This is a genomic window from Serratia silvae (assembly GCF_023282985.1).
In the GTDB taxonomy this organism is placed as follows: Bacteria; Pseudomonadota; Gammaproteobacteria; order Enterobacterales; family Enterobacteriaceae; genus Chania; species Chania silvae.
Window position 1 is genome coordinate 264,636 of the sequence record NZ_JAGQDC010000003.1, and the last position, 25,765, is coordinate 290,400.

Genomic DNA, 25,765 nt, shown 5'->3' on the forward strand with positions numbered 1-25,765 from the left:
ATAATGCAGAGAATAAGCACACGATTGCGTACCGATTTATACTTTTTTTACACCAACGGAATGATCCTCTACGCTTTTTTTACCTCCAGTCTTTTAGGCTTTACCCATTGCCCCTGGCGTTTGGGGGCCTATGGAGGCAGGATGATGAAGACGATTACTCGGCTCTATCCATTGCATCATCCTGATGGAAATCCGCCGGATGAACAGCGACATATTGGTGAAACGGTGTTTGATTCCTCTCTGCATCCGGCGCAGGTGGCATTGCTACAGGCGCTGCATCGGCTTTGTAAGCCGAAGATCGCCCGTTCTTCATGGAGCCAGCGTATGGCGCAGTGGTTCCGAGGGGGTCAGGGATGAGGCATAGCGCTTTTCTGCTGGTGGCATTGCTGGCCGCAACGCCACTTTGCCGGGCATCGTTGAATACCCTGGCGGCAAATGAATTACCCAGGGCAACGCTGGTGAGGACCTGCAATGTACTGAGCGTTCCGCAGGCCGATTGGGGTGATATCAACGCCGTGGTGCGATCGGCACGTGCCTGTTTGCCGCAGAAAGCGGGGCAAGGGCGAACTAAACGCTTGTTTGTACCTGCGGCCGGGCCGCAATGGGTTGATGATGCGGCATTGTGGCAGGGGATTAGCGTAACCAGATCATTGCGTTAGGGTGACTTATCATGGCTTTTGTGTGCGAAAAATAGCCATAAAGCACCTCTGCCGCCGCCACAGAGTCAAAAGGCATTGACTCAATAACCTCTGACCGTATAATCCAACTCCGCAACCTCGGTTGCCGCATCCGCATTTCAATGCGCCCTTAGCTCAGTTGGATAGAGCAACGGCCTTCTAAGCCGTAGGTCACAGGTTCGAGCCCTGTAGGGCGTACCATTTTTACTTCTCCCAGCGTCTACTCAAATCTACTAAACCCCTCTATAATGCCTGATACAGCTGATATCACCGTATCCCAACGTCTACCTAGTTCTACTGAAATCTACATGCATGTGGGGGTATATCTGGTGGTATGTCCAGGTTCAATGAAGTGGGGTACCCCCAATGAAGTTAAATGCCCGCCAAGTAGACACCGCCAAGCCTAAGGACAAGCCCTACAAGCTTTCTGATGGTGGTGGTTTGTATTTGCTCGTTAATCCGACTGGTGCCCGTTACTGGCGTCTGAAGTATCGCGTGGCTGGAAAAGAAAAGCTTTTAGCTATAGGCGTGTATCCAGACGTGCCGCTGGCTGATGCCAGAGCCAAGCGTGATGAAGCCAAACGCCTGTTGGCTGCTGGTGGCGATCCTGGTGAAGAGAAGAAGTCAGAGAAACAGGCTAAGAAGGTGAGCGTTGAAAACACCTTTGAAGCACTGGCCAGAGAGTGGCACGCCTACAAAGTGCCGAACTGGTCAAAGGGCTATGCCGAAGATCTGATGGAGTCCTTCGAAAAAGACATTTTCCCCTATATCGGTAAACGACCCGTTGCCGATATCAAACCCCTTGAGGTTTTGGAAGCGCTGCGTAAGTTAGAGAAGCGTGGTGTCCTCGATAAGATGCGCAAAATTCGCCAAGCCTGTAGCCAGACGTTCCGTTATGCGATTGTCACCGGTAGGGCCGAGAACAACCCGGCCAGCGAATTAGCGGGGGCGCTCGCCATTCAGAAGCATACACATTATCCCCACCTGGTTGCGACGGAGTTCCCTGAGTTTCTCCAATGCCTCAATGAGTACACCGGCAGCCCAATAACAAAAATTGCGACTCGGTTATTACTGCTGACAGGTGTTCGCACCATTGAACTTCGTGCTGCGGAATGGGCGGAATTCGATCTGGACAAAGGGCTTTGGGAAGTCCCTAAGAGCAGAATGAAAATGCGCCGTCCGCACCTAGTGCCATTGTCTGAACAGGTTCTGATTCTGCTCCGCCAGCTCGAAGAAATGACAGGGCGCTTTAAGCTGGTTTTCCCTGGGCGGAATGACAGCACCAAACCGATGAGCGAGGCCAGCATTAACCAAGTGATAAAGCGCATTGGTTATCACGGTAGGGCAACCGGTCACGGCTTCCGCCACACCATGAGCACTATCCTGCACGAACAGGGCTATAACACCGCTTGGATTGAAACCCAACTGGCCCACGTCGATAAAAACAGTATCCGGGGAACGTACAACCATGCTCAATACCTGGATGGTCGCCGGGATATGCTTCAATGGTATGCCGACTATATGGAGAGCCTGGAGCGGGGCAGTAATGTTGTGCAAGCCACATTTGGACAACAGGCATGACTGGATGTATAGACAGTGTAGGTAGTCCGCAGTAGACTTATGTAGACGAATAAAGAGCAGGCTATGTCTAGGGAATCTCCCGAAATCCCGTACACCTCTACGGATTGGCATAGCCACCTAAATTAAGAGGGCGTGGGGTGGCGTTGTGACAAAAAAAGTTCTTCCAAAAGAAATTAAAAGTTGGTTATCACTTAAAAATTATTTTATTTTTCAAACGTTAACCATTGAGCAAATTCTTCAAGAATTAGAGTTTAGGGTTATGTTTCTTATCGATTACACATCTGATGATGAAGAATCAAACGAAGAGTGGTCACTTGTAAAGACTCGAATGCTAGAAGAAATAATGAAAGGGGCCATTTTATCCTCTGATATTTCTGATCTTGCACTATCAACATTCTCAGAAAAGGTTGCCATCCGAGACAAGAACTCGCAAGAGCCCAAGGAGTTCCGAATTAATGGTATGCCAGTGATTTCAAATAACCACGGTTTGAGGTCTTACCCAGAAGAGTTAAGTGGTGATGAGTCCATAACACCTTTTAATATGGGAGATCTCGCCAGCTATTATCGTTTTTATCTTCGTCATAAGCATATAGTTCACGGTGATCGAATTTTGGAAATCAATGACGGGAGGATATTTTCATGTGTCAGTGCTGTTGAGGATAGGAGCTCAGAGTTTGAAGATGAAGTGGTTATCAAAGTCAATCTTGCCTCTTTCACTGATGATGAACTGTTAGCCGAGTTTAAGGAGTTGCTTAAGGAGTGGCGGTTTGAATTGGATATTGATGAGCCACAAGCTAGTAGAACTCGGATTGGAATTTCGACAATAAAAAAAATTGCCACGTATAAAGTTTTCCCTTTTCTAGATCTTATGCTTTGGGAAAGTATCAATGGTAAAAAAATCAGCAATGAACTAGCCTCTAGAGTTTTATTCCCAGATGATGAAGATGAGTGCGAAGTTATAGGGGGGCAACAGGTTAAAGATACTATCCGCCCTTTCGTAGAAAGAATTTTAAATGAAGATACCTATCCATTACTCAAACATTACGTGAAAAAAAATAGCCATCTCAAAACTATGAGACTTTCAGACGTGATGAAACTCGCCGAAGATTGAACAATGTTTTTTTCATGAACGATAGGGGCGGTGTTTTTATTGAAGAAATTATTTTTTTGTTTTTATGCCTCTTTGAAGAGGTATGAGTGAGACATTTACTCCTGTAGACCTTATTCACGCTCAGGAGTTATCGTAATGTCACAAAACCTCATCCGCTTACCAGAAGTACAACGCCGTACCGGTTACAGCAAGGCTTGGATTTACCGCCTTATCAGCCAGAATCGCTTTCCGTCATCCGTGAAGATTGGCACCCGCTCAATTGCTTTCGTTGAAAGTGAAGTAAACGAGTGGATCAATCAACGAATTGCTGAATCTCGCGGGGTTGCTGCGTAATGGAAATGAAAAACCGCCCCGTACAGCAGGCGGCTAGTCAGAAGGTTGGCACCTCTGATAATAGCGCCATACCTACCATCAAACCAGCGCCGAAGAAGCACCGTGCCCGTGTGTACATGTTGAAAACTGGCGTCAATGGCTGGACTGAGAACGACATTCTCAAGTATTGCCGTCTCTCATCTGGCCGCAACTACGCCAGCGAGCTGGAACGCCGCCTGGATATTCATCTGGAGCGTATCGACGAGAAGAACCCGGACGGCATCGGTAGCCATTTCCGCTATCGCTTTGTGAGCCGTGCTGACGTCCTGCGCGTGATCCAGTTGGTCAACCATAACGCCGCAGCTGGTGGCTATCACGGCCTTTCCCAGAGCGACATAGCCAACATCCTAACCTTGTACCCGGACATCAACCACGCCGCCTAACGGAGCCTGACAAATGAAACTCGAAAAAAGCAGATTCAATTCTGAGGCCGCCCCTCAGCCTATCCCAAGTCAGAAAGCTATTTTCACCGCTGATGAGAGTGATATTTCCGTTATCAAATTTGAGGGCGTAACTGTGCGCATTGTTAATGTGTACGGCGATCCGTGGTTCGTTGCCTCTGATGTGTGTCAATCGCTGGAAATCAGTAACCCCACCAGCGCTGTTTCATCTCTGGATAACGACGAGGTGATGACCCTAACTTTAACTGAGGGTCATTCAGGCAAGCGAGGTGGTGCGCGTAGTTGGAATATGGTTGCCGAGTCTGGCTTCTACAAACTGATCGCCCGCAGCCGCAAGGCTAGCACTGCCGGGACATTCGCCCACCGCTTCAGCAATTGGGTATTCCGCGAAGTTATCCCGTCTATCCGTAAGACTGGCGCGTATGGCGTCCCGTTCGCGTTCCTGAACGACTACAGCAAGCGCAAGACCATATACACCAAGAAGGCTAGCAAGCGAGGCCACGCCCTACAGTCATGCAAAGCAGAGAAGCAAGCTCTGGCGTATGAAGAAGCGGAGTTGTGGCGCAAGTATCAGCCTGATCTGTTGGAGGTTCACTAAACCTGTTACACGTTGCTCAGGTGATGCGCCGGAAATATCCAGAGGCACAAATCATCATTGCCGGGGATAACGATCACTACGCAGACGGCAGCGCCAATACTGGCAGGATCGCCGCAGAGAAAGCCGCTACCGCTGTTGCCGGGTGGGTATCAGTGCCACCTACCGAGCATAAAGCCGATTGGGACGACTACCGCCAGCAGAGCGGCCTAGAAGCCGCTACACAAGCATTTGACGATTCGCAGTATCAGCACAAGGGGGAAGGCGTGGGCGTCCAACTGAAAGCCATTGAGGGCGGTAAAAAAGACCACCAAGAGGCTGACCCGCTAAAACCGCGTATTGAAAGCCGCAAGGATGGCATTTTCTGGATCACGCCGAAGGTAGACCAGGTGAGCGGCGAGGTGATCAACAATGAATCGTGGTTGTGTTCACCGTTGGAAGTGATCGGCACTGGCAGGGACGATAAAGACCAATACCTGATTATCCGTTGGCTACCGGTAGGCGAAACCCTGCCAACAACCGCAGCCATTCCCCTGGCCGACATCGGGGAGCGTGAAGGCTGGCGCACCCTGAAAGCGGGCGGGGTGAATGTGACCACGAAAACCGCACTCAGGGCTACCCTGGCCGACTGGTTACAACGTGCTGGCTCTCATGAGATTTGGCGCGTGGCGCAGGCTACAGGTTGGCAGTGCGGGGCATACATCATGCCGGATGGTGAGGTCATTGGTTCACCTGACAAGCCGGTGCTGTTCAATGGTCGCAGTGCCGCCGCTGCCGGGTATACCGTCAAGGGAACGCCGGAGGGGTGGCGGGATTCGGTGGCACGTTTGGCCCGTGGTAATCCCTCCATGATGGCCGGTATCGGTGCGGCACTTGCTGCCCCACTGATTGGGCTGGCCGGTGCTGACGGGTTCGGCATTCACTTCTATGAGCAATCCAGCGCCGGTAAGACCACTACCGCCAATATTGCCAGCAGTCTATACGGTGAACCTGACGCCTTGCGCCTGACGTGGTTCGGTACCGCGTTAGGGATAGCCAACGAGGCCGCCGCGCACAATGACGGACTGATGCCGCTGGATGAGGTGGGGCAAGGCGCTGATCCGGATAGCGTGGCGAAATCGGCTTACACCCTGTTTAACGGCGTGGGTAAGCTGCAAGGGGCCAAAGAGGGCGGAAACCGTGATTTAAAGCGCTGGCGTACCGTGGCGCTCAGTACCGGGGAAATGGACATTGAAACCTTCATCGCTACCGCTGGCCGCAAGGTGAAGGCCGGGCAACTGGTGCGCCTGCTGAATATCCCGCTGGAGAAGTCACAACAACACCATGAAACGGCCAACGGCAAGGCTCACGCCGACGCCTTGAAAGATGCCTATCAACACAACTATGGGGCCGCTGGTCGCTTTTGGATTAAGCACCTAGCCGACCACCAGCAACAGGCCATTGCCGCCGTCAGAACCGCTGAAGAACGTTGGCGCTCACTGATACCGGCAGACTACGGCGAGCAGGTTCACCGGGTAGCGGCGCGGTTCGCTGTACTGGAGGCGGCGCTGTTGTTCGGGGGGGTCGTTACCGGTTGGGATGCTCAGGAATGCCGGGACGCGATCCAGCACAACTTTAACGCCTGGATCAAAGAGTTCGGCACCGGCAACAAAGAGCACCAACAGATTATCGAGCAGACGGAGGCCTTCCTGAATGCCTACGGCCTGAGCCGCTTTGCCCCGCTGCCCTATGACCCTCAGAGCCTGCCTATTCGTGATTTGGCCGGATACAGGGACAAGGGGAAGCATGAGTGTGATGCGATGGTGTTCTACACGTTCCCGGCAGCGTTTGAGAATGAAATAGCAGGAGGGTTCAACTCGAAGCACTTCGCCAAGGCGCTGGCAGAGGCTGGGATGCTGACACCGCCAGCCAGTGGGAGAGGCTTTCAACGGAAATCACCGCGTATCAACGGGCGACAGATTAACGTGTACGTGATCCACCACCTGCCAGACGGCGAACAGTCAGAAGAATAAAATCTCCACGTGAGAGAAAACATGTTGGTTCAGTTGGTTCAGTTGGTTCAATTTGTAAAGATGGTTGTTTTTAAAGGTAATTGTCTTTGATTTTGAACCAACACTGAACCAACAAATGCCCGTTTTGAACCAACAAATCATTGTGTTTCTGGCTGGTGGCCCTAATCCCAAGCCAGAAAACTAGCGGAGTGAGTGGGAATGAGCACACAAACCAACGCGCATACCGGGGGCGCAAAACGTACCGGCAGAATGAGCAAGGAGCACCGGGCGGAAGTGCTACGCCTGAAACAGTCGGGCATGGGCTATCGCCGTATTGCTGACATCACCGGCTTTAACCTGAGTACGGTTAAAAGCGCCTGTAAGCGCTCTGGTTTGTTCGCAGACAACCAGGTACATAAGCCCTGTTTACCATCCCTGAACCGCAATACAGCACCGCTGTGGCGACAGTAAAGCCATTGCCACCGCAGCGCGTCATTACCGGGCATAAGCAAACAGACGCTTACCTGTGGGTGCTTGAGGTGATCGGCACGAACGAGCTGGCACACGTCGCCGCCGCAGAGGATGCGCTTAAAAGGCTGACCATTACCCCCAAGCAGGCGCAGGAACGCTATACGCAGCACCTTGTCAGCGCGGGAGCGGGTTGGACGGCGGCTTTCTCAACCATGTTTATGGATAATCCGCAGCACTTTATCAACCGGGCCAAGGAGCAGAGCAGCGAGGCGGCCAAGGTCAGGGCGGTATTCGGTAGCTATGAGGCCGCCATGAAGCCCACCCAGGCAGAGGCGATGATGCTGGATAAATACGGGCATCTGTATGTCTGCGATTTGGCGGAAGGCGAAACCCGCTCGATGGATTGGGAAGAACACGAACAGGAAGAGGCAGAGCGCCAACGTAAAACCGAGGGGTTCAGGGATGCGCTTCCAGAGCCTCACACGCTCTCGGACGTGGTGAGGGAGTGGCAGTATTGGGATTGGCTCTATGATATGCGTAAGGCGGCTTACAAAGAGCTGTATAACGATTCCCTGATAGATAGCGAACCCTATATTTATGACCGTGAGGATTATCTTTCTGGCCGGTTGTCGCAGATCCGCCCGCTCCACCAGCGTGAGGCTGTAGATGTGTTGAAGTGGATACTGGTTCAAGAACGATTTGACGATGACAACGAGGCGATATTGTTTAACCTCATTGGTGCTACAGGATTCGAATAGTCACGTTGTTAAATTATTGCATTGTCATACTTAAGCCTGCGTTCTAGCAGGTTTTTTTGTGTCATTGATCAAATGGCGAACAATTTGGTATAGCTATAAAAACGACGATGGAACACAGTAAACACACTAATGTGTAGCATTCGAAGGAACGGATCATGAAAAGAATAATTTTAGCTGTATGCCTATCGCTGTTTGCGTTCACAGTAACAGCGGCCAACACTCCATGCTCGGGTAAAAAAGGTGGTGTATCACACTGTTCGGGTGAAAAGTTTGTCTGCAATGATGGGTCGGTTAGTAAGTCAAAGAAGGTTTGCAGCTGATTAGCTGTATAAATTCTCAGGCTGCGTGATTGCTGCGACTCAGAAGTGCCATTTTTGCTCAGTGGACGGAAGGGACGCCTGGGCAGATGAAGCCGGTTAAGGCTGGCTGTAAGAGGTGCTGTCTTAGAGGTATTTCATGCGTTTTAATATTACATAAGCCATTAGTAACCACGCTGCGTTAGTTAATGCTACAGCTAACGCAGCAGTTGAAAGCAGGTCTGAAAAAGTGAACATAGTGGATATGTTAGCCTCTGTGAGTTATAGCGATATCGTTGCGACAATTGCAATGATTGTAGCAATCATTGCAGTTCCTGTAAGTGGTTATCTAAGCTATCACTTCGCTATAAGAGGGGAGAAAAGGAAGGAGTTCAACGCTGTTGCCGAACCGGTCATGATGTCACTTCTTGAGCAATTGGATTGTGTAAATGAAGGCCACTATTGTGGCGATGAAATTAAAACCAATGAAATACGTAAACTTTTGCACGTTTCAGATAAAAAGTTACGCTCACAAATCCTTATTGATTACAAAGCATACGAAAAAGCCATGACCAATAGCGGAAGTGTTGATGAGTGGAGTAAGTTCACTTATTCATCAGAAGAGTCGAGGATAGCCCTTCGCTCTGCCATCCAGCAGCTAGCCAAAAATGTAGAGAGAAGGTAATCCGCCCGGTTCTGAGCCGGGCTTTCACATTCTGAAGCATAGACACCTACGAACTTAAGCCTTTTATTTTGCGGGGGGATCAATTCTCATTCGGTTGAGAACCCGCCAATTATCATCACGCCATTGGTCGCACTCAATGTGCATGGTTTCACGCTGGAGCATCCGACGTGCCGCATTGCGCACCCTTATGGACTCTCTTGGCATTGAGTAATAAGCACCGGTTAGCCGATGTTCAGCCGCCTTTAATATTGGCTCTACATCGAGCATGTAGTTCGCCATGTGGTGGGTGTAGCTCCATAGCCAACACAGCTCACATAGCTCATCATCGGTAAACTGCTTGGGGACTGATGCGGGCAAATCATCTTGCTTATCCAAGAATTCACCAGCAATTACTTTAGCCAGCAGGTGATCAATAGCTTCAATGCTTTGGCGTTCGGTGAGTTCATCGCGATGTTTTGTACCTAATTTGCGGTGAATAATTTTGTAAATAGCCTGGTACGATAGCCCGTACTTTTCCGTTATGCGATTTACTGCTGTCTGTAGTGGTGTGCGTTCCTCAGTGGCGCTATGTGGTATTTGTCTTGATTCACCTTTGGCCCAGCTCCCATGTAGAAAATCGTCGCATTCACATTGGTACTGGATCACCTTATCTCTGATTTGAGGATTAACTTTGTTAGGGCAGACCGTTTGCATCCAATCAGAAAAATTATCGAGGGCAAGGCAAATAAACGTAGTTGGTTGGCTATCGATGGAAGGCTGAATAGTAAATTTCTTAATGTGAGTGTTGAACTGTCCTTTTAGTTTTGCGCGTTGCCTTTGCCAATCCATCCCCATGCCTTCCACGATAGGTTTCATTGGTATGTAGGGCTTACCGTAGTGTTTGACGATGTAGATGGGCGAGCCGTGAAAAGGAACGCTGAACGCTAAATGGGGCATGATCAATATCTCCGTTTTGAGTGTCTCCGTGTAGCCTGAGTTGTTGCAGGTATATGCCCAGACAAGAGAAATACTGACCCTTACTGGCTATTAAGTGAACAGTTTTCCTAATGTAATATGCAAAAAATAGATCGAGGTCTACTTTTCGCGGCTGAAACACTTATCATCAGTTGAGCATTCTGATGAAAAATTAAGAATACCGGGTGTGCAAAGGATAAACCGATGAGATTAACGAAAGTGCTGGCCGCGCTGGTGGTCTTTTCTGCCTTGGCGGGGTGTGATAGCAGCAACACGGCTAAATTGTTAGAGGGGGCGGAAAAGGGGGATGTGAAATCGCAGCTTGCTCTTTCCACAGCCTACAGCGTAGGCCGGAGTGATCTAAAGAAAGACCCTGCCGAAGCGCTAAAGTGGTTAACCGAGGCCGCAGAAAATGGCAACTCGGAAGCGCAATATTCCTTGGCAGTGAAATACTTTGTTGGTCGGGGTGACGTGATACAAAGCTACAGCAAAGCAGCTTATTGGTATGAACGGGCACTGATGAGCGGCAATGAAGAAGCTTTATACCCGATAGCCATCAATTATCAGGTTGGCTTCGGTGTAGAAAAAGATATCGTGAAAGCCTATGCGTATCTTTTGGTTGCCCAATCCAAGGGATACAAAATAGCCATAGATGATGACGCAAAATTTACTTCACGTATGACGTTAAGTGAAAGGGAGGCGGCATCGAAAATGGCCGAAGAGATCAACGATAAGTACCTTCGGAAAGATAAATAACATGACCCGCCGCTTGGCGGGTTTTTTTATGGGCGACAACAAATAAAAACGATCATCACGATCAATTAATCGTTTCATGAAGTGCAATATAAACCTTAATCATTGCAAAAATTAAAACTATAATGCCTGTATAAATATCAGGGGGTAGCTATGAGCAAATCACACGTTAAGCCGGTATTACTTACCAACAAACAGATTGAATCCATCCGTCAGTTGCAAGAGCGGCAGCGCTCCGCGTTCGGCACTGCGCCGACCATCCACGAAATAGCGCGGGGCTTGATGGATAAGGCACTACAACAAATTGAAGGAGCAATGTAATGGAGCAACTACAGCGACTGGCACAAGCCATTGCAGAAACGTATATCCGTGACCTTGAGCGGAATACTGGCAGCAACACGGTGACGTATAACGGCGTTACGGGCTGTGTGAACAAAGATTTACTTGCGTCGGGGTTGGTCGATAACGCGGTAGCGGCGGTGAAGAATTTGAAAGGCGCTATCGACATTGAGCGAGAGGCTTATAAATCACTTATGGCACTCATCTCACTGGATGGCCGTGAATATCAACTCACCGACCATGGGAAAAACGTTATCGATACAGCAACGCGCATTGAATTGGCACAAAACAAGAAGCCAACACTTAATTAATGGGGTAGAGAATGGCAAGCGAAAATCGAGTAGGCCACATTGTCTATGTAGTAGAAATGCACGTTGATCAGCTACTGACGGCCCAGCGACAAGTTAATGAGCGCCTGGACAGAATGGACGCCGGATTTAGCCGAACGACCCGATCCGTGAATACCTCCGAGCGCTCAATGCTCAGCCTGTCGAAAGTGGCTACCGCTCTCGGCGCTGCCCTTTCCGTCAGCAAGATTATCGAATATGCCGACGCCTGGACGCTGGCAAGCAACAAAATGATTGGGGTTATCGGGAGTAATGGCGATCTGGCCGGTTCAATGGAGCAGATTGTCAAAGTCTCCAACGCCACCCAAACCAGCGTCACCACTACCACCACGCTGTTTACGCGCATGGCGACCGCAACAAAGAACCTTGGCATCGGCCAGGGTGACCTGTTGACCGTGACCAAGGCTATCAACCAATCGCTCTCCCTGTCGGGTGCTACGGCGGCGGAAACAGACTCCGCGATCACCCAGCTTACCCAAGGGCTTAACCGTGGTTATCTTGGCGGGCAGGATTTTAACTCTGTCGTGTCAGCCGCGCCTCGCTTGATTAAGGCGATGGCAGATTACACCGGTAACGGGAAAAATCCCAGGTATGTCCAACGGACTTGAGATACGTCTGGGTACGTGAGGTGGGGAGCCGCGGTAAATCTCACTATCACGCAGCGATATTTGTTAACAAAGATACCTTTAATGGTTTAGGGGATTATTCGAAAGAAGACCATAACCTGGGGAGCTACATCAGTGAGGCCTGGCTAAGTGCATTAGGTCTACTCCATTTTCCTGAGTACGGAACGCTGGTTTCACACTATCTGGAGAGTCTTCGGGTGGACCGTTTTGGGCAACAGTACCTGGGATTACGGAGACACTTGAGCGACTTTGCCAAAGAACACACCAAGGAAGACCGTTCATTTTGGGGAAGTGTCAGATAGCTGTCACAGCCCTGGCCGGGCTTTCCTGGTTAAGCCTTCAGCGTATTGCCGCTGATGTTCAAAGGCTATGAAAATGGGGGGAGAATAGTGACATCAGAAACTGTGGTGCCCGAGACACCTAACCCAGCCTCGCGCAATATGCAAAGCGTCTTAAACCAAATTTCGCTTGCTTTATAAGCTGTTGAGTGAATAATTAACATTAACCTACACATCTTTACACTTTATGAAACGGATTTTCATGAAAAGGACTTTTATAACACTCTGGCGTCAGCCAAAAACCTTGGTTCCTGTTATCGCTGGAACGCTGCTATCCCTGTCTTCCCCGGTATTTGCTGCCAGCCAGCCCGACGCCCTTGAGCAAGGAGCTGCAACACTCGACGCCCGGGAACAACTGCGTCAGCAGGAACGCGAGCGTGCACTGCAAAGCCAAAATGCACCGCAGACGGATACGCGCCTTGCCCGTCCCAACGTTACGCTGCCTGACTATCCTGCCCATGAAAAACCCTGTTTTACCATTAATCAGATAAGCCTGGTCGGCGAGTCTGCCGACCGCTTTCAGTGGGCACTCGGCTCGGCCGCTGACGCCAAAGGGCGCTGCCTGGGTGGTCAGGGCATTGTGCTTGTCATCAATAAAGTACAAAACGCCATACTGGCTAAAGGCTACGTCACCACCCGCGTCATGGCGCAGGAGCAGGACCTGACGAAAGGCGTCCTGACGTTGACCCTGCAGCCCGGGCGCGTCGGGGACATACGCTTTGACCAACCCGTTTCATGGCGGGGGCGAATGTGGAACGTCCTCCCCGCCTCTTCGGGCGATATTTTGAACTTACGCGACATTGAGCAGGGATTAGATAATTTCCGGCGGGTGCCAAGTGCTACCGCCGACATCAAAATTGTCCCCGGCAAGCATGATGCCACCAGCGACCTGCTGGTCAACTGGAAGGAAGCCCGGCCAGTGCGGCTCAGCCTGGGTCTCGATGACAGTGGATCTAAAAGTACCGGGCGATATCTCGGCTCTGCGACGTTAGCTCTTGATGCACCCTTTGCACAGAACGACCTCTTTTATGCCAACGTGGGTAAAGATGTGTTCCAGCACGGGCCGTTCGGCAACCGCTCGCACACGCTGAACTACTTTTTCCCGGTGGGTTATTGGGGTTTTGCAGCCAATTACAACGACTACACCTACCATCAGAACATCCCCAACGCCAACGAAGTGCTGCGCTACAGCGGTAAAAGCGACAACGTTCAGCTGACGGTCTCCCGGCTGCTGTACCGCGACCAGTCGCATAAAACGACGCTGAACCTGCGCGGTTACCGCAAGCATTCTACTAACGCCGTAAACGACATCGATATCGACCAGCAGAAGCGTCGCACCGCAGGCTGGGAGCTGGGGTTCAACCAGCGTAGCTATCTCGGGACCACCACCCTTGACGCGAATATCAGCTGGCGGCGCGGAACCGGTGCGTTCAATGCCCTGCCGGCTCCGGAAGAATCGCGTCATGAAGGCAGCGCACGCACGGGGTTGTTGCTCGGTGACCTAGGCATCAACCAGCCCTTTACCGTGGGTGAGCAACCTTGGCGGGTATACACCAGCCTGCGCGGACAGTGGAGTCCGAACGCGCTGACGCCCCAGGAGCGCATGGCCATTGCAGGGCGTTACACTGTTCGCGGCTTTGACGGCGAACAGGTGCTGTCCGGCGAAAAAGGTCTGCTCTGGCGTAACGATATCGCTTGGAACATGTTCGCAAGCGGCCACGAGTTCTACCTCGCGGCCGACTACGGCCGGGTGGACGGGCCGGGCACGCGATACCTGGTCGGTCACCAGCTGGCGGGCAGCGCGGTTGGTGTGCGCGGGGCGCTGTGGGGCCGGTTGAGTTACGACGTCTTTGCCGGCATACCGCTCTATAAACCATCAGGCTTCCACACCTCGGGTGCCACGGCCGGATTCAGCGTCAATCTTGAAATCTGATGGCCTCTTTATTGATACTGACAAAACGGACTGACTTTTCTCAAGGAAGAACCTCATGAACAAACATTGCTACCGCCTGATATTTAGCCGCACCCACGGAGAACTGCGGGTAGTGTCCGAACTGGCCCGCAGCTGCAGCAACGAACCCGGTCAGCACCGCGGTGCCGGCATCGCGGGGGAGAACCGTTTGTGGGTGACTCTTAGGCGGACGGTGTGGCTGCTGGGGCTGGCAATGCTTGCCGGGCCGGTCATGGCCAACGGCATTGTGGCGGACGGCAGCGCCGCGCCCGGCCAGCGGCCGGAGGTGATCGCTACCCAGAACGGATTGCCGCAGGTCAACATCACCGCCCCCAATCAGGCCGGGGTATCGCATAACCAGTATCAGCAGTTCGACGTCGATCAAAAAGGCGCCATCCTCAACAATTCTGCGGTGATGACGTCCACACAGATGGCCGGCATGATCCAGGGCAATCCCCATCTTAATCCCAATACGGCACCGGCGCGGGTTATCCTCAACGAAGTGAACAGCAATAATCCCAGCCAGCTGCGTGGTTTTCTGGAAGTGGCCGGCGGCAAGGCGCAGGTCATTGTGGCTAACCCTGCCGGCATTGTGTGCAACGGCTGCGGCACCATCAATGCCGGACGCATGACGCTGACCACCGGCAAGCCGCAGATGAACGCCGACGGCAGCGTGGCGGGATACCAGGTTGAGCGCGGCGTAGTGCGCATTGAAGGTGGAGGACTCAACGGTGACGTCCGTCATGATACCGAGTACGTCGACATTCTTGCCCGAGCGGTGGAAGTCAACGCCGGCGTCTGGGCCAAAGAGGGAGTGTCGGTGGTAGCTGGCCGCAACCGTATAAGTGCGGACGGAAAAAACGTGGCGCCGCTCTCTGATGACGGCAGCGCTAAACCCCAGCTTGCGATAGACATGGGCCAGATGGGCGGCATGTACAGCGGCAGTATCCGCATGATAGGCACCGAAGCCGGCGTAGGCGTGCGCAATCAGAATGCGCAGGTTCAGGCGGGTAAGACGCTGACCGTGAGCAGTGAGGGCAAGCTCAGCTGGCAATCGGATACGCAGAATGCCGTAACACAGGCCGGCGGCGATATCAGCCTAGCGGCCAGAGACGCTATCGACTATCAGGGTAAATTACACGGCGGCGGTCAACTCTCCGTGCAGAGCCGCGAGGGCACGCTGACGCAGACAGGCACCCTGGCCGCGGCGGGTGATGTGCACCTCAACGCTGCCCGCGGCATAGAGAGCAGCGGGCACCTTCTGGCGGGCAGCGATACCAACAGCCAGATTGTACGCGATGCCAGCCTGCGTCTGGAAAGCCAGGGCGATATTCGCACGAGCGGCAGCCTGCTCAGTAAAAAGGACGTCAGCGCGACAGGACGCCGGATTGATATCAGTAATGCAAAGGTGGCCGCCAAACAGGCTACCCTGACCGCGCGGGAAGGCGGCGTGGCGTTGCGGCATTCCGCCGTCGACAGTGAACAACTTATCATTAACACCGCCGGTGATGTTGATGCAAGGCAGGCTCAGGTTAGAGCGGGACGCTGGGGCGTCGATGCGAATAACCTGTTCAATCAGCAGGCTGCCTGGTCCCAGACGGGAAATGGTGAAAGTCGCTTCACGCTGATGGGACAGCTTGATAACACCGACGGCATCATAGAAAGCCGTCAGCTCAGTTTCAGCGCAGCGGCGCTGACTAACCAGCGCGGCCGCCTGCTGGCACTCGATAAGGTGGCGCAGCAGTGGCGAGTCGGTGGCTTGTTCGACAATGCGGGCGGCGAGATGGGCAGCAACGGCGACCTTCGGCTTGACGCCGGCAGTCTGGACAATCAGAACGGTACGGTAAAAACGCAGGCGGCGCTGGCGGTGAACACCTCCGGCGCGGTCAACAACGCGGGAGGTAACCTGCTTGCCGGCAACGCCATGACGCTCAGCGCGGGCGGTGACGTCAGCAATCAGTCCGGCACCCTGAGCGGCGGCCAGCTCACCCTGACGGCCGGATATCTGGATAATACCGAGGGGCAGGTCATCAGCCAGGGCGACCTCGGCCTAACGACAGACCGGCTGGACAACAAGGGCGGCCTCGTCGGGGCGAGCAAGGGCCTGAGCATCCGCACGGGCGACTGGGACAACCGGAATGGCACGGCGCAGGGCGAAACGTCACTGACGGCGGTGGCGAGCGCCGTCAACAACGACGACGGCAAGCTGCTGTCCGGCCAGCAGTTAACCCTTAATGCCGCAGGGCACACCTCCAACCGCGGCGGGGAAATCAGCGGCACGGCGCTGGCGGTAAGCGCTGACAGCCTCGATAACACGCAGGGTAAGGTGATTGGCCAACAGACGTTAGACCTGTATGCCCGCCAGGGGCTGGACAATGCCTGGGGACTGCTGGGCGCAGGTAAAGCGTTGACGGTCCTCACCGACGGTAACCTCAACAACCGCGGCGGCACGCTTACCGGAAGCGGGCGGACTACTGTAACGGCACTGGACGTGCGCAACGACGCTGGCAAACTGCTGGGCGGTGAGCAGCTCACCCTCACCGCGGCTGGGCTGCTCGGGAACGGAGAGGGTGAAATCAGTGGTGAGTCGCTGACGCTGACGACCGGCAGTATGGATAATGCCCTGGGTAAGGTCATTGCCCAAAACGATGTAACCCTGACGTCGCAGCAAAAGCTGAACAATGCTGGCGGCTGGCTTGAGGCCGGTAATGGCCTCACGCTAAACGCCGGGGGCGACTGGGATAACCGTGGCGGTACCGCACAGGGTGGCCGGCAGGTGACCGCCGACGCACGCACCCTTGACAACACCGGCGGCAGATTGCAGTCCGGCGGAGACCTGAGACTTAACAGTGCAGGCGCTATCCTTAACCGCGAGGGCAAGCTGACCGCGCAGCAGGCACTCACGGTCAACGCAGGCGGGGCCAGCTTGTTTGACAATGACGGGGGTTCGCTGCAAAGCGGCGGCGCTCTGTCCCTCCAGGGGGGGCGATTGACCAACCGTCAGTCGGGCCTGGTTTACAGCCAAAATGCGCTGTCCCTCAGCCTCGCCGGGGAATGGGACAACCAGGGCGGCACGCTCACCGGCAACGGGAGCACGTGGGTGCGCGCCGCCGACCTGCGCAATGCCCGGGGGGCTATCAACGCGCTGGACAGCCTGGACATGCAGTTCACCGGGACGCTGGATAATGGCCAGGGACGCATTTTCAGTAAGTTGTCGCAGAAGCTCAACGCGCAGGACATTGTCAACGCCAGTGGCTGGATGGGCAGCCAGGGTGGCTGGCACGCCGTCAGCGGTGGTTTTGACAACGCGCAGGGCAGCGTGCAAAGCCAGCAAGATGCGCAGCTTTCAGCAAACTGGCTGGGCAATGCCAAAGGTGTCCTGCAGTCGGCGGCAGACCTGGTGCTACACGTTGCGCAGGATATCGATAACCGCGCCGGTAAGGTTTCAGCGCAGGATCTGCTTGCCGTGCAGGGCTCGACTCCGGATGCCTCCGCTGGCGCAATAAACAACGCGGGCGGCCAGTGGTTGGCGGGAGAGGCGCTGAACATTAACGCCCTGAGCCTTAACAATACCCAAAACGGTCAGGTATACAGTCAGAAGCTGCTGCGCCTGAATCTGAACGGCGGGTTGGATAACCGCAGCGGCAAGTTGCAGAGCGGTGAAGGCTTGTCGCTCGACGCACAGGCGCTGAACAATGCCGGCGGGACGATAGACGCCCAGCAGGCGCTTACGCTGCACATTCTCAACATGCTTGATAATACCGGCGGTGCGGTACGCAGCAACGGTGACCAGCGGGTGACGGCGGGCAATATCAATAACCGACAGGGCGTGTTCAGCAGCCGCGGCGGTATTGACCTGACGACGGCACAGCTGGACAACGCTGGCAGCACGATCATCAGTCAGGGGGTGGGCACCTATCACATCGACCGGCTTAACAACCAGCAGGGCAAGATTCACAGTGCTGCGTCGCTGACGCTTGACGCCACGCAGGTGAATAACCAGGGCGGTCAGCTCGTCGCAACTCAGGGATTGGCGCTCAAGGCTGACTCGCTCGACAACAGCGGTCAGGGGACGCTCAGCAGCCAGGCGTCGCTTGACGTACAAACCGACCAACTGAACAACCGCGACGGTGGCCTGATATTGGGCACCACGCACACAGGCATTACCGCGCGTGACATCGACAACGCGGCAGGCCGTCTGCAAAGCGCCGGCACCCTCACTCTCTCGGCGGCCTCACGGTTAGACAACCGCCAGGGGCGCATTCTGGCCAATGGCAGTCTTGATATCAACGCCGGACTGTCGCCGACCGATTCACCGCTCGCCCTGCTCAATCAGGGCGGACGGATAGAGAGTGCCGATGACCTGACCCTGCATACGCGCACCCTGGAAAATCAGCAGGGTACCCTGCTCGGTCTGCAGTCGCTCACGCTGACCGCGCAGCAGGACTACACCCGCACTGCGGGCGAAACCGTCAGCAGCAACGGAACGGTAACATTCTCCCTGAGCGGTGTCTTTAATAACCTCGCGGACTGGCTGTTGCCGGGTAACCTGGTTCTCAACGCCGCGGGTATCACCAACCCGGCGACGCTGGTGGGCAAAACGCTGCAGCTGACGACCGGCGGCACCCTGCAGAACACCGGGCGTATCGAGGCGGACCGGATGACGCTCAGCGCCGAGGCGCTCGACAACACCGCCGCGCTGATGGGGGACGATATCACCGTGCGCGCACGCACGATTGACAACCACGGTCAGCCTGCGGTGATGGCAGCGACCCAAAGCCTTCAGCTTGCGGCCGATGAGCGCCTGAGCAACCGAGACGGTGCCCTGCTCTACAGCGGCAACCGCCTGTCCCTTCACAGCGATGACCTGATTGAGAACCGGGCGAGCGTTATAGAAGCGGACGGCGACCTGACTGTCGAGGCCCGCCGGCTGGACAATCTGCGCGAAGGACTGGAGATACAGCGCGATGCAGAAAAGAGCGACTACAAGTGGCACCGCGCCAACCTTTATTGGCGTTCTTTCGGCTCTGCGGTGAATACGGATAAGAGCACCATGGCGCCGACCACCCAGGAGCTGACTTTCCAGGATGACGCGGCGGTGCAAAGTAACCGCTACGGCACGCTGTTGGCCATCGATGCCCCCGGCAAACGCGCCCAGGTGCGTGTGAAAGACAATAAAGGCCAACTGACCGACCTGTGGGTGAACTATCTTGCGCTGACCCCCAACGCTGACGGCACCTACGCCATGACGTTTTATGAGACCCGCGGCCCCCGTCAAAACAACGTGCCTACGCCCTACCAGAATACGTTCTGGCGCGAACACGATCGGGGACGCCTCGAACAATGGGATCCGGAACGGCACATTGATATCGACAGTGCACCTTACGTTACCGACTACAACAACCTGCGCGAGCGTACCGCGACCGGCACCGTCACGCGCGATGCGCTGATAAATGAAGGTATCGGCGCACGTATTCTGGCGGGTGGCAACATGCTGCTGCGCATCACCGGGCAACTGCTCAATGACGCCAGCGTCATCACGGCGAACGGTAACCTGACGCAGGACGGCGGCGGCAGCGTGGACAACCGGGGTTACTCGGTCAATGAGCGTCGTCAGGAGGTTATCGTTGATCATTATGACAAGGACACCCATCACTGGTATCCGACGTTCAACCATGACGAAACCACGGCGCTGGCGACCATTGACGGCATTATTACCGGCAACGGCAACGTCACCATCAACGGAGCCAGCATCACCAACACGACGGTAAATCAGGCGCAAATCAGCCGGCTGGAGGCCGCGCTGAACGCCGTGGATGCCGAGCGCGCCGAACTTGAGCGAAATCCGCTGGCCTTTACGGTGGAAGGCGCTGGCCACCAGGGCGGAGATATGGCGCTGGCACCGGGTAGCCAGCTTACGCCGTCCGACATCACCCCGACATCGCCGCTGGGACGACCGCTGCTGCCTTCGGAGCTGGCGCTGACGCAAATGCAACACCTGGGCAGCGTGGCGACCAGCGTGCCTAACAATGGCCTGTTTTCACAGCATACGGCGGCCGGCAGCCCGTTCCTGGTGGTCACCGATGAACGTTTTACCAACCGCGATAAGTTTATCAGCAGCGATTATCTGCTCGACCGGGTGGGTTATGACCCGGCTCAGGCGCACAAACGCCTGGGCGACGGTTTTTACGAGCAGCGCCTGGTGCGTGAACAGGTGCTGGCACTCACCGGTAAACCGTCCGTCAGAGGTGAAGACGCGATGGCCCAGTACCAGCAGCTAATGAGTAACGGCGCCCAAATCGCGCAGGACTTCCATCTGGTGCCGGGTGTGACACTGACGCCTGAACAGATTGCCGCGCTGCAGCAGGACATCGTCTGGCTGGTCAGCGAGACGGTGCAAACGGCCGACGGTCCGCAAACGGTGTGGGTGCCGAAGGTCTACCTGGCGCAGACCACGCTGCGCCTGACCGGTGATGGCGCGGTGATTGGTGGCGGCAATCTTCAACTCTCGGCCGGCAGCATCACCAATGCCGGCAACCTGTTTGCCGACAAGGCGTTCTCCGTCGACGCCGGGCAGTTCCTGCACCAGGGCGGTGACATTAAGGCTGGCAGTATTGATGTGCAGGCCGACACCCTGTCGATGAGCACCAATCTGCAGGACGCGCTGCGCCAGGCGACGATGAGCGCCGGCGACATCAGCCTGCGTGGCACCGACATTACGCTTGCAGGCGCGAAACTTACCGCGACCGACACCCTCAGCCTGAGTGCGCGCAACGACCTGACCATTACCACGGCCAAAAACAGCCGCACCGCTGACGTTGAGGTCATCTCAGGCTCGATGGGCAACCGCAACAACGCCGGGATGGAGGATGCAGGCAAGCGTATGGCGCAGGTCAGCGGCGAATGGCAGCAGGCGCTGGGCAGCACGCTGACCGCCGGCGGCGACCTCAGCCTGTCGGCCGGGCGGGACGTGGCGCTCACCGGCAGCCAGGCCCAGGCCGGAGGCCAGCTGGGCGTGCAGGCCGGGGGCGATATCAACATCAAGGCCGATACCACCACCAATACCTCGCATCTTGAGGCCGGCAGCCGCACCTCGTCTGTCAGCAACAGCCGCGAGGAAGAGCGCCTGACGCTCAGCACTCTCGGCGGTGACCAGGGCGTAACCTTGGTGGCGGGCAACCAACTGCTGGCCGAGGGCGCTCAGGTTGACAGCAAAGAAGGCCGCATTGGCGTAAGCGCACAGGACGTGACCATCACTGACGCGCGCACCCACACGCTCGCTCAGGACAGCCAAGACAAGCGCGAGGGCAAGACGCGTAGCCACCGCGAAGAGGAAACCGAGCGCGAGGCCAGCACGGGCAGCACCTTCAGCGGCAAACAAGGCGTGACGGCCATTGCACGTGAGGGCGACCTGACGGTCACCGGCAGTACGCTGCACAGCGAACAGGGTGCCATCGCGCTTCAGGCAAAAAAAGATGTCCTGCTCAATACCGCCAGCGAAAGCGAATCTCAATATAGTGAAGAGCGCTCACAGAAAAAAGGCTTCCTGAGTAAAAGCAGCAGCCATACCGTGACGGATGACCGCATCACGCGCGAGAAAGGCACCCTGCTCAGCGGGGAGAGCGTTAGCGTCAGCGCCGGTAACGACCTGACGGTGAAAGGGTCGTCGATTGCCGCCGACCGCGACGTCAGCCTGCAGGCCGGTCACAACGTCGATATTGTCGCTGCCACCGAAACCGAGTCCCACTATCTTCTGGAAGAGAAGAAAAAAAGCGGCCTGCTGGGCAGCGGCGGCATCGGCTTCACGATAGGTAAGCAGTCGAGCAAGCACGAGGTCGACGAGAAAGGCACCACCCAGAGCCAGAGCGTCAGTACCGTGGGGAGCAGCCAGGGAAGCGTCAGTATCACCGCGGGCAACCAGCTGCACATCGGCGGCGCTGACCTGGTGGCGACCAAGGATCTGAACCTTACCGGAGACAGTGTCACTATCGACCCGGGCTATGACCAGCGCACCCGTACGGAAACCTTCGAGCAGAAGCAGAGTGGGCTAAGCGTGGCGCTGTCGGGCACCGTGGGCAGTGCGCTCAACACCGCCGTGAGCTCGGCGCAGCAGGCCAGAAAAGAAGGCGACGGTCGCCTCAGTGCGCTGCAGAACACTAAGGCGGCGTTGTCCGGTGCCCAGGCAGCTCAGTCCTATGCGCGTGACAACGCACTGACCGAGGCGGCGGATGCGAAAAATGCCGCCGCCGGCCTGCAGTCGGGTGATAAAGGTGCTGCCCAGGGCGCCACCAACACTGTAGGCGTCACCGCCTCCTACGGGAGTCAGTCGTCGAAGAGCGAAACCCGCACCGATAGCCGCCAGTCGCAGGGCAGCACGCTTGCGGCCGGGCAAAACCTGTCGATAACGGCGACCGGGAAGAATAACGCAGCGCAAAGTGGCGATATCGCGATATCCGGCAGTCAGCTTAAAGCAGGTAAGGACCTGACGCTTGATGCGGCGCGGGATATTACCCTGCAGTCTGCGCGGAATACCGAAAGTACTGCTGGCAAAAATGAAAGCCGCGGTGGCAACGTCGGCGTGGGTATCGGCGTCGGCTCGGGCGGTTACGGCATCAGCGTCTCTGCCGGTGTGAACGCCGCTAAGGGGCATGAGAACGGCAACGGCCTGACCCATACTGAAACCACGCTTGATGCGGGCAACCATCTCAGCCTGACCAGCGGCCGTGACACCACCCTGAAAGGGGCGCAGGCCAGCGGGGAAAAAATCACCGTTGACGCGGGGCGCAACCTGACGCTTGAAAGCGAACGGGACAGCGACCGCTATGACGCGAAACAGCAGAACGCCAGCGCGGGCGGCAGTTTCACCTTCGGCTCGATGACCGGTTCGGCCAACGTGAGCGTCAGCCAGGACAAGCTCAAGAGCAACTTCGACAGCGTCAAAGAGCAGACCGGGCTGTTTGCGGGCAAAGGTGGATATGACGTCACGGTCAAAGAGCACACCCAGCTCGACGGCGCGGTGATAGCGAGCACCGCGGACAAGGACAAGAACCGCCTCGACACCGGCACCCTGGGCTGGAGCGACATGCACAACCAGGCCGACTACACCGCCGAGCACAGCGGCGGCTCGCTGAGCACTGGCGGGCCGGTGGGCAAGGACCTGCTGACCAATATGGCCGGCGGCATGCTGTCGGGGGCTAACAACAGCGGTCATGCAGAGGGCACGACGAAGGCCGGCGTCAGCGAAGGTACGCTGACAGTCCGGGATACGGACAAGCAACAGCAGGATGTCACCACGCTAAACCGGGATACTGACCACGCCAATGACGGCAGCATTAGCCCGATATTTAACAAAGAGAAGGAGCAGAGCCGGCTCAAACAGGCGCAGCTTATCGGGGAAATCGGCGGTCAGGCAATGGACGTTATCCGCACGCAGGGCGAAATCGCCGGGCTGAAGGCCCAGACAGACCCAGGCGCACTGTCGCAGGCCCGGGAGCAGCTGACCAAAGACGGCAAACCGGCCAGCGACGCGGCGGTGATGCAGCGGGCCTATGATAATGCGATGCAGCAGTACGGCACCGGCAGCGACATGCAGAAGGCGGCGCAGGCGGTAACGGGCGCGCTGACGGCGCTGGCGGGCAACAACCTGGCCGGGGCGCTGGCGAGCGGCGCGTCACCGTATCTGGCGACAGAAATCAAGAAACTGACCACCACCGACGGTCAGGTGAACGTCGCGGCCAATGCGATGGCGCACGCAGTGCTGGGTGCGGTGACGGCGCAGTTGAATAACCAGTCAGCTGTAGCCGGTGGGCTTGGGGCCGGCGGCGGTGAATTGGCGGCACGCTACATTGCCAGCCAGCTGTTCCCGGGCAAGACCGCAGAGCAACTGAGCGAGAGCGAGAAACAGCAGGTAAGCGCGCTGAGCGAGCTGGCCGCAGGACTTGCGGGCGGCCTGGCGATGGGCGATACTGGCGGTGCAGTGACCGCGGCTCAGGCGGGTAAGAATGCGGTGGAGAATAACTATCTGAGTGTGGAAGAAAAGACGAAGCTTGAGCTGGCGAAGCAGAAACTCCAGAACAGCAAAGATCCGGCAGAGCGTGAGCAGGCCCAGCAGACGATTAATGAACTGCGTGAAAAGGATATCGCCAGCGACAAGAAGGTGATCGAGGCCTGCGGAAATGGTGCGGCAGCCAGTGCGGCCTGTGGTGCGGCGAGACTGGAGGTTATCGCGGCCAAGGGTGAGTACGAAACTGGGCAGTACAATAATAAAGTCAGTGATATGTACTCTGATGCTTATGGCCAGATAGTAAACCTGCTGAATATCACCAGTATTGACGCGCAGAATCAGCAACAGGTGAAGGATGCGATGGTGAACTATGCCATGGTGCAACTTGGCGTAGATAAGGCGACGGCAGAACAATACGTCTCTACTTACGATGGGATGAAGATTGTAGCGGCTTCGATGGCACCAGTAATAGGTTCTGCTGCTGCCAGTAAGATAGAAGCTCTGGCTGGTAAACAGCGGTTGTCTAATAGTTTTGAGGTTAGTTCACTTCCAGATGCTAATGGGAAAAATCACATCACTGCTGTAAAAGGTGATGCGAAAATACCTGTCGATAAGATTGAACTATATATGCGTGGCAAAGCTTCTGGTGATCTTGAGTCTTTGCAAAAAGAATATAATTCTTTAAAAGATGCAAAAATTAGCAGCCAAAAAGAATTTGCAAAAAATCCAAATAATGCGAAAAAGATGGAAATGCTAGAAAAACAAATCCATAATATTGAGCGCTCTCAAGATATGGCTCGCGTATTAGATAAAGCAGGTATAGTGAATACTGCTAGTAATAACAGCATGATAATGGATAAGTTATTGGACTCAGCACAGGGTGCTACGTCTGCAAATAGACAAACATCTGTTGTGGTATCAGGGCCTAACGGCAACGTAAGGGTTTATGCTACATGGACAATATTACCTGATGGCACAAAAAGACTTTCAACTGTTAATACGGGAGCATTCAAATGATAAAGGTAAATAGTACTGATAAAAACATTGAAGGCTTGGAAAGTTACTTGACTAATGGCTATGTAGAGGCTGATTCCTTTAATGATCCAGAGGATGACGCATTAGAATGCCTCAGTGATTTATTAGTTAAAGATCTGGGGTGTTGTCTGTCGTTTTGTAAAAAAATACTTAATTCAAATAATGTCGATGGTGTTTTTATTAAAGGTTCGGCACTAAGTTTTTTATTGTTATCAGATCAGTGGTCTTACGCCTTTGAGTATTTGGCTGGCAATGCGGAAAATATAACTATTGCAGAGCTTGAAAAGGCACTGTTCTATTTTTACTGTGCAAAAAATGAGACAGTTCCTTATCCTGTACCAGAAGGTTTATTCAAAAAGCTAATGGAAAGATATGAAGAACTGAAAGATGATCCTGATGCAAAATTTTATCATCTTCATGAAACGTACAATGATTTTTCAAAAACTTACTCGCTGAATAATTAGAAAAATCCCGGCCTTGG

General features: G+C 54.8%; 20 protein-coding genes, 1 tRNA gene and 1 pseudogene. 21 read left to right on the plus strand and 1 reads right to left on the minus strand.

Going from position 1 to position 25,765, the window contains the following annotated elements:
• The first annotated feature begins 141 nt into the window (after window positions 1-141).
• The 13 genes and pseudogenes from KAJ71_RS05530 to KAJ71_RS05590 all read left to right on the plus strand — a co-directional run bounded on the left by KAJ71_RS05530 (window position 142) and on the right by KAJ71_RS05590 (window position 8,938).
• The gene (locus KAJ71_RS05530) at window positions 142-357 is read left to right on the plus strand and encodes a hypothetical protein (RefSeq protein WP_248944768.1); all 216 of its coding nucleotides are present in this window, start codon (window positions 142-144) and stop codon (window positions 355-357) included.
• The gene (locus KAJ71_RS05535; RefSeq protein ID WP_248944770.1) at window positions 354-659 is read left to right on the plus strand and encodes a hypothetical protein; all 306 of its coding nucleotides are present in this window, start codon (window positions 354-356) and stop codon (window positions 657-659) included. The genes KAJ71_RS05530 and KAJ71_RS05535 overlap by 4 nt, the downstream gene beginning before the upstream one ends.
• 142 nt (window positions 660-801) lie before the next feature.
• Window positions 802-878 (plus strand) — tRNA-Arg (locus KAJ71_RS05540).
• A gap of 165 nt (window positions 879-1,043) precedes the next feature.
• Window positions 1,044-2,258 (plus strand): tyrosine-type recombinase/integrase, encoded by a 1,215-nt coding sequence (locus KAJ71_RS05545; protein WP_248944771.1) that lies wholly within the window; start codon window positions 1,044-1,046, stop codon window positions 2,256-2,258.
• A 145-nt stretch (window positions 2,259-2,403) separates the two neighbouring features.
• A complete protein-coding gene (locus KAJ71_RS05550) occupies window positions 2,404-3,369 on the plus strand; it encodes a DUF6387 family protein (protein ID WP_248944773.1) in 966 nt (321 codons plus the stop codon).
• A gap of 135 nt (window positions 3,370-3,504) precedes the next feature.
• Entirely contained in the window at window positions 3,505-3,702 is a 198-nt protein-coding gene (locus tag KAJ71_RS05555; protein WP_248944774.1) for a helix-turn-helix transcriptional regulator, read from the plus strand.
• On the plus strand, window positions 3,702-4,124 hold the full coding sequence (locus tag KAJ71_RS05560) for a PM1773 family protein (RefSeq protein ID WP_248944775.1): 423 nt from the start codon (window positions 3,702-3,704) through the stop codon (window positions 4,122-4,124). The genes KAJ71_RS05555 and KAJ71_RS05560 overlap by 1 nt, the downstream gene beginning before the upstream one ends.
• 13 nt (window positions 4,125-4,137) lie before the next feature.
• A complete protein-coding gene (locus KAJ71_RS05565) occupies window positions 4,138-4,740 on the plus strand; it encodes a BRO-N domain-containing protein (RefSeq protein WP_218519755.1) in 603 nt (200 codons plus the stop codon).
• A pseudogene (locus tag KAJ71_RS05570) lies at window positions 4,740-6,749 on the plus strand (TOPRIM and DUF927 domain-containing protein); the annotation flags it as partial. The gene KAJ71_RS05565 and the pseudogene KAJ71_RS05570, both read left to right, overlap by 1 nt.
• A 198-nt stretch (window positions 6,750-6,947) precedes the next feature.
• The gene (locus KAJ71_RS05575; RefSeq protein ID WP_248944776.1) at window positions 6,948-7,199 is read left to right on the plus strand and encodes an RNA polymerase sigma factor; all 252 of its coding nucleotides are present in this window, start codon (window positions 6,948-6,950) and stop codon (window positions 7,197-7,199) included.
• Entirely contained in the window at window positions 7,187-7,957 is a 771-nt protein-coding gene (locus KAJ71_RS05580) for a helix-turn-helix domain-containing protein (protein ID WP_248944778.1), read from the plus strand. The genes KAJ71_RS05575 and KAJ71_RS05580 overlap by 13 nt, the downstream gene beginning before the upstream one ends.
• 155 nt (window positions 7,958-8,112) lie before the next feature.
• Window positions 8,113-8,277, plus strand: a complete 165-nt coding sequence (locus KAJ71_RS05585; protein WP_248944780.1) for a YdcA family protein — start codon at window positions 8,113-8,115, stop codon at window positions 8,275-8,277.
• A gap of 235 nt (window positions 8,278-8,512) precedes the next feature.
• On the plus strand, window positions 8,513-8,938 hold the full coding sequence (locus KAJ71_RS05590) for a hypothetical protein (RefSeq protein WP_248944782.1): 426 nt from the start codon (window positions 8,513-8,515) through the stop codon (window positions 8,936-8,938).
• Window positions 8,939-9,001: 63 nt separating this feature from the next.
• On the opposite strand, the gene KAJ71_RS05595 is transcribed toward KAJ71_RS05590, so the two are convergent.
• Window positions 9,002-9,874 carry a phage antirepressor N-terminal domain-containing protein gene (locus KAJ71_RS05595; protein ID WP_248944783.1) on the minus strand — a complete coding sequence of 291 codons (873 nt, stop codon included), beginning with the start codon at window positions 9,872-9,874 and terminating at the stop codon, window positions 9,002-9,004.
• Between the two features lie 222 nt (window positions 9,875-10,096).
• Here KAJ71_RS05595 and KAJ71_RS05600 point away from each other — a divergent pair, with 222 nt between their 5' ends.
• From KAJ71_RS05600 to KAJ71_RS05635, 8 genes are all read left to right on the plus strand, one after another.
• Window positions 10,097-10,648: a tetratricopeptide repeat protein gene (locus tag KAJ71_RS05600; RefSeq protein ID WP_248944784.1), complete on the plus strand. Its 552-nt coding sequence runs from the start codon at window positions 10,097-10,099 to the stop codon at window positions 10,646-10,648.
• A 150-nt stretch (window positions 10,649-10,798) separates the two neighbouring features.
• Complete coding sequence (locus tag KAJ71_RS05605; RefSeq protein WP_248944786.1) at window positions 10,799-10,966, plus strand: hypothetical protein; 168 nt, start codon at window positions 10,799-10,801, stop codon at window positions 10,964-10,966.
• Window positions 10,966-11,295 (plus strand): hypothetical protein, encoded by a 330-nt coding sequence (locus KAJ71_RS05610; protein ID WP_248944787.1) that lies wholly within the window; start codon window positions 10,966-10,968, stop codon window positions 11,293-11,295. The genes KAJ71_RS05605 and KAJ71_RS05610 overlap by 1 nt, the downstream gene beginning before the upstream one ends.
• Window positions 11,296-11,306: 11 nt before the next feature.
• Complete coding sequence (locus KAJ71_RS05615; protein ID WP_248944789.1) at window positions 11,307-11,939, plus strand: tape measure protein; 633 nt, start codon at window positions 11,307-11,309, stop codon at window positions 11,937-11,939.
• A gap of 20 nt (window positions 11,940-11,959) precedes the next feature.
• Window positions 11,960-12,259 (plus strand): YagK/YfjJ domain-containing protein, encoded by a 300-nt coding sequence (locus KAJ71_RS05620; protein WP_248944972.1) that lies wholly within the window; start codon window positions 11,960-11,962, stop codon window positions 12,257-12,259.
• Window positions 12,260-12,497: 238 nt separating this feature from the next.
• A complete protein-coding gene (locus KAJ71_RS05625; protein WP_248944790.1) occupies window positions 12,498-14,228 on the plus strand; it encodes a ShlB/FhaC/HecB family hemolysin secretion/activation protein in 1,731 nt (576 codons plus the stop codon).
• Window positions 14,229-14,283: 55 nt separating this feature from the next.
• Window positions 14,284-25,266: a hemagglutinin repeat-containing protein gene (locus KAJ71_RS05630; RefSeq protein WP_248944791.1), complete on the plus strand. Its 10,983-nt coding sequence runs from the start codon at window positions 14,284-14,286 to the stop codon at window positions 25,264-25,266.
• Window positions 25,263-25,748 carry a hypothetical protein gene (locus tag KAJ71_RS05635; protein ID WP_248944793.1) on the plus strand — a complete coding sequence of 162 codons (486 nt, stop codon included), beginning with the start codon at window positions 25,263-25,265 and terminating at the stop codon, window positions 25,746-25,748. The genes KAJ71_RS05630 and KAJ71_RS05635 overlap by 4 nt, the downstream gene beginning before the upstream one ends.
• Window positions 25,749-25,765: the final 17 nt, after the last annotated feature.